The organism is Shimia gijangensis, from assembly GCF_900142085.1.
GTDB classification, from domain to species: Bacteria; Pseudomonadota; Alphaproteobacteria; order Rhodobacterales; family Rhodobacteraceae; genus Shimia; species Shimia gijangensis.
Genome location: NZ_FQZQ01000052.1, coordinates 1 through 5802, shown reverse-complemented (window position 1 = coordinate 5802; position 5802 = coordinate 1). Strand labels below are relative to the sequence as shown.

Annotated in this window: 4 protein-coding genes and 2 pseudogenes; 3 read left to right on the top strand and 3 right to left on the bottom strand. The window is 51.6% G+C overall.

Translation table 11 applies throughout. The features are described 5' to 3' along the window. Positions 1–95 precede the first annotated feature (95 nt). Entirely contained in the window at positions 96–617 is a 522-nt protein-coding gene (locus BUC32_RS19830; RefSeq protein ID WP_139280815.1) for a DUF6538 domain-containing protein, read from the bottom strand. 652 nt (positions 618–1269) lie between these two features. On the opposite strand from BUC32_RS19830, the gene BUC32_RS19825 reads away from it, so the two are divergent. After that, positions 1270–1650 (top strand): hypothetical protein, encoded by a 381-nt coding sequence (locus tag BUC32_RS19825; protein WP_073257317.1) that lies wholly within the window; start codon positions 1270–1272, stop codon positions 1648–1650. Positions 1651–2047: 397 nt separating this feature from the next. Here the strand turns inward: BUC32_RS19825 and BUC32_RS19815 are convergent, their stop codons facing one another. Then, the gene (locus BUC32_RS19815) at positions 2048–2536 is read right to left on the bottom strand and encodes a hypothetical protein (RefSeq protein ID WP_073257312.1); all 489 of its coding nucleotides are present in this window, start codon (positions 2534–2536) and stop codon (positions 2048–2050) included. A 576-nt stretch (positions 2537–3112) separates the two neighbouring features. Further along, positions 3113–3508 (bottom strand): annotated as a pseudogene (locus BUC32_RS19810) (IS110 family RNA-guided transposase); the annotation flags it as partial. Between the two features lie 117 nt (positions 3509–3625). Between BUC32_RS19810 and BUC32_RS20545 the strand changes: the two are divergent. Further along, positions 3626–3736, top strand: a pseudogene (locus BUC32_RS20545) (IS5/IS1182 family transposase); the annotation flags it as partial. A 266-nt stretch (positions 3737–4002) separates the two neighbouring features. Then, the gene (locus BUC32_RS19800) at positions 4003–5445 is read left to right on the top strand and encodes a GMC oxidoreductase (protein ID WP_073257308.1); all 1443 of its coding nucleotides are present in this window, start codon (positions 4003–4005) and stop codon (positions 5443–5445) included. Positions 5446–5802: the final 357 nt, after the last annotated feature.

Below are 5802 nucleotides of genomic sequence, written 5' to 3'. Positions count from 1 at the left end.
CTTCTACAATCCGCGTCGCCGCCACTCAGCACTGGGCTGGAAAAGCCCCGTCGCATTCGAAAGGAAGGTGGCTTAAACGAGCACTTGGGGCGGCACTAAAGCGCGACAGGTCCATTTTGGTAAGGGGCTGTTGCCAAGTACTCCTCCGTGGCGACTGACAAGCTCACAGCGCCGCTCTCCACGGTTCCCTGCTTCTCCATCGCCTTCCACATCCGATAGACCTCAAGCGCCTTCTCACCGCCTTCATGAACAAGGTCGATGCAGCTATCGTCGAGGTCTTCTGGATCGCTGGTGTCTTCGGCGTACTTGTGAGACATGCTGATCCCCTCAAGATCGCCGTTGTCCTCCAGCTGCTGAACTTCATCTGCGTCACCGACCCTTCCCAGTAGGTCGCTGATCACGTCCCTCACATCAGGCTTGCAAGCATCCAGCCGAGCATAGAGTTCGACAGAGATGTTGTGCTGCCGCCTCTTTGCATCTGCTAGATCACTGGTGCCTGTAGATTGCTTGAGTTGCTTTCGACCGTTGAAATGCTGTCGCAAATCAGCGGGAACAGTCACCAGAACGTAGTACTTGCCCTTGTTCATGGCCAGCGTTGTAGCGGGGTAGTCAGGCACCTGTATCCTCCAAAGTATCCTAATTGGAATACTCCAAGTGCCTAAAATACTGAGATAAAACGGGAAAAGATGCAATGGAGGCGAGTACCGGAATCGAACCGGTGTACACGGATTTGCAATGCAATGCGTATCAATTTGCCATTTTAAAACAAGAGCTTATGTTTCCAAATTTGCAGTGTGTATCAAAGTGTGCAAATAGAGTGTGCGGATTTTGTGTGAAGCACTGTGTTGAACACAGTAATGCGAAATACTGTGTTCAACACAGTGTCGACAAACACTTGCGGAAACACAAGGGTTATCATGCAGCTGGCTAAAGCGGCCATTCAGATATGTTGTCTCAGAAGACCGCCAAGCGGGACTTTGCGGTCCTTCGCTAGGATCGACCATACTGCCGGTTCCGGTCCAAACCTGCCGTTCGATTGCATTAACGTCGCTTCGTTGCAACCCGCCGAAGAAGCCGTTCGTGCGGCCTGTAGCATTTTTATGTTGTGAATGACTGCAGAGCTGATCAAAATTGACGTTTCTCTGCGTTGGCTCCTACCTGCCTCCGACCGACGAGCAGGCTGTCGAGGTTATTGATCTCGATCAACGAATCCTATCTTCTTAAGTCTACACTTCCCAACCCTATCTACGCTCACTTTCGAGGTCTCGTATGGGTTGGTTTCGTCAAAAACATGACGCGATAACGATGCTGGCAACAGCAATCGTTTTAACTTTTGCGACACTGGCTGCCGTTGAAGGCGTAGTAATTCTTATCATCTACCTATTGCCACTTTCAATTCTTGGCGTTTTCGGCCTGATCGTCGCGTGGTTCCTATGGGCATGGGTGATGCTTGGGAAGGGTTATTTGCCGTCGGTCTCGCCACAATTTGCGTCAATCACCGTTTCCACTTTTGGTCTGGTTTTCTGGTATCTTGCAACAGAATTTGCTGATTTGAGTGAATCAGGTATTCCAAGCCTATTCGCACTCGCCTCTTTATTTCTGTTATTCTGCATAGCGCTTTTTTTGCCATCGCGCCAAACCTACGAATGAACCTTACTGAGGGTTTGTGTTTAGAATTTGGGTTTAACAGGGTAGTCGTTCCCGGTCTGGGCTCTTCACCGTCATCCGATGCCTTCAGTCAGGTGTTTGAAGGGGGTACGTTGCCCAAAGACGGCAGTGCGTGGCGGATTCTCAACGGGTCGACGCACAATCAGGGCCGGAGGCTGATCGCGAAATTCAAAAACCTTCCAGATCGCCCATTGACCTCTCCCAATATAGAAGAAAATGTGCCTCGAGTATTCCGACGCTGCTTTGATTTGGAACAAGTCGAACAAGTAATGTCGGACCAGGCCAACGTCACTGGCAGCCTGCATTTGCCTCTCTGGGCCGATCCAGGCGAACGAATGAGTAGCAGGTTTTTTACGATGGAAGCGATGAGGCCTGGATTCTAGAAATTGGAGAAAAAGCCCACACATGTCAGGTTGTCCACGCGGGTGAATTTTATTTCAGGCACGGCAATCCGTTTACCTTCGACGATAATGTCCGGAATTTTGGCCGTGTAGGCGTATCCTGACTTAGCGCTTAACGAGACGCTGGCAAAACGCATGGAACCGGAAAACTCGACGAAGACCTTACCGTCGCGGACCGTGTTCGGTAATCTTCCGGCGAATTTTTCATACAACTCAACGTTCACCAAATCCTCGCCATCCGGGGATTTCATCACGATGGGCATGTCAGCAAAGGATATCTCATTGCCCGCGGGAATGGAAAACAGCAACTTGAGCGAGCAGGCACGATACCCGTTTTCCTTAAGTGGATAGCAATTCGAAAATATCTTCACATACTTTCCATCTCCCAGACGAAATCGCGCATATGGTGCGAGGTTGGCACGTGGAAGGAACCATGCAGCTGGATCAATGATTTCAGCACCTTCCATCTCCGGCTCGTAGTAGGGCCAAAGAAGCGGCGTCGCGCATATGAAGGTTGCGAAAAACGCAAGAAATGGCGTTGCGACTATCGCAACGATCAAAAATGCGATCTTCTTCCCTCTAACCAAATTTTTCTACCCTTCGCGGCCTGAGTTGAGCTACCTTAGCAGAACCCGCCAGCACTTCGTCAGCTGGCTGACCTACGCTCCACTTCTGATGCTGCACATTCGACCAAGGTCCGGTCCAGCTGGCCGCACCGCAGTATTGACTACTCAACTTGCGAAACTGGTTTGGACCAATAGGGCCATCGAGTCCAAATGAAACAATGACAGCTTTGTCCTGTGTGGATGGCTCCTGCTTGGCAAGACCTTTCTGATGTGATTGGTAGTTGTCAGATGCGGTCTTGTGTCCGGCTTTTTTGCGCGGCGCACGTGGCCGCTGGCCCTGATGGTTTCCACAAACCAAGTCCCAACCTGCAACTCGAACAGCACGCGTTCAGGACAAAGCACGGGGTGTCTTGGATTTAGGGCTGACAATATTCCATCACTTCATTGGTCTTGCTATCTCTTGTGTTCTGGTTCGGCTCAGATTGTTCTGATCCGGTAAGGTTCATTGCGAGTCATGACGGCCCAAATCAAGCGCGCTGTCTTGTTTGCCATGGCGACAGCGGCCACCTTGCCGGGCTTGCGGGCAACAATATCGGCAAACCAAGGATCATACCGCTCGGGGTTTTTGATGATCTGGCGCATACGGGACATCATGCCGACGACCAGCAATCGGCGAATGTATTGGTCACCCATCTTCGAGATACGCCCTAAACGTTCCTTCCCACCACTGGATCGATTCAGCGGGGTTAGTCCGAGCCAGGCAGCAAACTCACGGCCATTGCTGAACTGCCTACCGGTTCCAACAGTGGCGACAATAGCGGACGCCGTAATGGGTCCGATCCCGGGTATCGTTTGCAGAAGAGTGACGCGGTCTTCCTGCCGGGCCACCTGCATCATCTCATGGGTGTAGGTCGCAAACCATCATACCAATGGAACCAAGGCCGATCATGCACTAACAATCAACTTGGACCCGTCAGATAGGGCCGCTCAGGGCGATGCCGACGCCTTTCAAAAGATTGGGAGAAATCCATCGCCAGCGCCGAAGCTTGGGTCATCATTGCCCACATTCGACGCGTCACACGACATCTCGCAAGCGTATGAAATTGTTCCGCTAGTTCTGAATCAGACTCTCAGTATTCGTTGCACCTTATCGGGCGACGTGCGAATGTCATATCGACGCCAAAACTTCACGGGTCCCAAATGATTTCTCGACGAAAATTGGCCTGCCTACTGCTTTCTCCTCTGGTGGCCGTTCAGTTCAATGTTTTTGCCAACACAAAAGGCGGTTTGTTCGTTCGCCGTGGGTGGATACTTTCAGCGAAAGATATTGAAATTCTTCGCGCCCATTCAAAACGGCGGAATTAGGCATGCGGCGTTATCTTACCAGCGAGACCCGTCCGCAGGCACGATATGATGTGTGCATTATTGGGGCTGGTGCTGCCGGAATTTCACTCGCCCAGAAGCTGCGATCACAAGGCCTATCTGTCTTTCTAGCCGAAGGCGGGGGCGAGGAATGGGAAGACGAGTCTCAGGCGATTTACCAAGGTGATGTTAAGGGCGACGCATACTTTGATCTTGAGACTGCGCGCCTTCGTTACTTTGGCGGAACGACAAATCACTGGGGTGGAATGTGCCGTCCGCTTGAAGAGCTTGATTTTGAGGCGAAAACAGGGTTCCCGCTGACCGCTTGGCCGATCACTCGATCGGATCTCGATCCCTTTTTGAATGAGGCACGTAAGATTGTTGAAGTTGCGACCTTCCCAAATGACAGCCCGCTCGATAGTTCTGATGATCTGCGTAGGGTTCATTTCGTGTTTTCTCCGCCAGTAAGGTTTGGAGAAAAGTTCCGAGACCAATTTTCCTCAGATTTAGGTATCGACGTAGTACTGCACGCGAATGCGCAAGATGCGGTAATCGAAAATCGACGAATCCAGTCAGTTCGTTTCGAGAACTTTCAGAACGACTCGATTGAGGTCAACGCCGATGCATTTATACTCGCCTGCGGTGGGATAGAAAACAACCGGCTGTTATTGCAGTGGAATCGGGATCATAATGACGGGTTGGGCAATCAGAGGGGCCTCGTTGGACGTTATTGGATGGAACATCCTACGCAGACCATTGGGGAGGTCGTTTTTTGCGAAGGTCTGACGTTTGATGATGATGATACTGATCTTCCAATCTCAGCTACGCGTCTCTACTTGGCGCCAACAAAGTCGTTTATGACTGAAAATGGCACTTTGAACTGTCGAATTCGGCTTGATCGTACGCCTGATATGAGTTGCACGCCGCCGGGCTGGCTCGCCAGGCTACTAGGTAGGGCGCCTGAGGAGCCAGCTCACCTAGCTTGGCTACGCAGCTCGTCTGAACAGGAGCCAGTTTACAGCAATCATATTGCCCTCTCGGACGCGCTCGACCGCTTCGGCAACCCTCGCGCAACGCTTCACTGGCGAAGAAGTGAAGTGGACAGAAATACTTTTCGTGAACCTGCACTCGCGCTTGGTCAATACCTCGCGGACAACACCAAGGCGCGTATGCGACTTCACGACTGGGTTCTGTCACCTGAGACTGAATTCAGCTGCGACGGAGGTGGCCATTGCCCCGGCGGATATCACCATATGGGCGGGACGCGTATGGCAGATTCTCCGGAAACTGGCGTGGTCGACAGAAACGCAAAGGTATTCGGCACTGAGAATTTGTACTGCGCTGGTTCGTCAGTGTTTCCTTCCGGAGGATTCTGCAATCCGACTTTTTCCATCGTTCAGCTCAGTCTTCGCCTTGGCGACTATCTGGCGAATCGAGCTGCTAGATAGTCGAGCAAACTGCATTGGCGGACAGGACCGTTTCGAACGATTCTTCGAGACTGCCTCGCAATTCGAACTAACCATTTCCATTGGGAATGTGCTTCACGCCTCCCCAAAAATCAGGCGCTATCTTTGTATGCAGGAATCATCTTAGGGCTCAATGCAACCTTCCGCGCCGTAGGAAAAATGCGATGTCGCATTCTCGTGAATGGCTGCTTCCAGTGTGGCTGTATTCCAGCTTCGCACCTGCAGCGAATGACCGCATTCCGCCGATTCTGTGGAAAAACAACGTGTTGCTGGCGCAGAAAGTGGTGTCAGTTTCAGAGCGCAAGCGCCTTTCCTTTCAGGCTTTACCCGTTTGCTGCG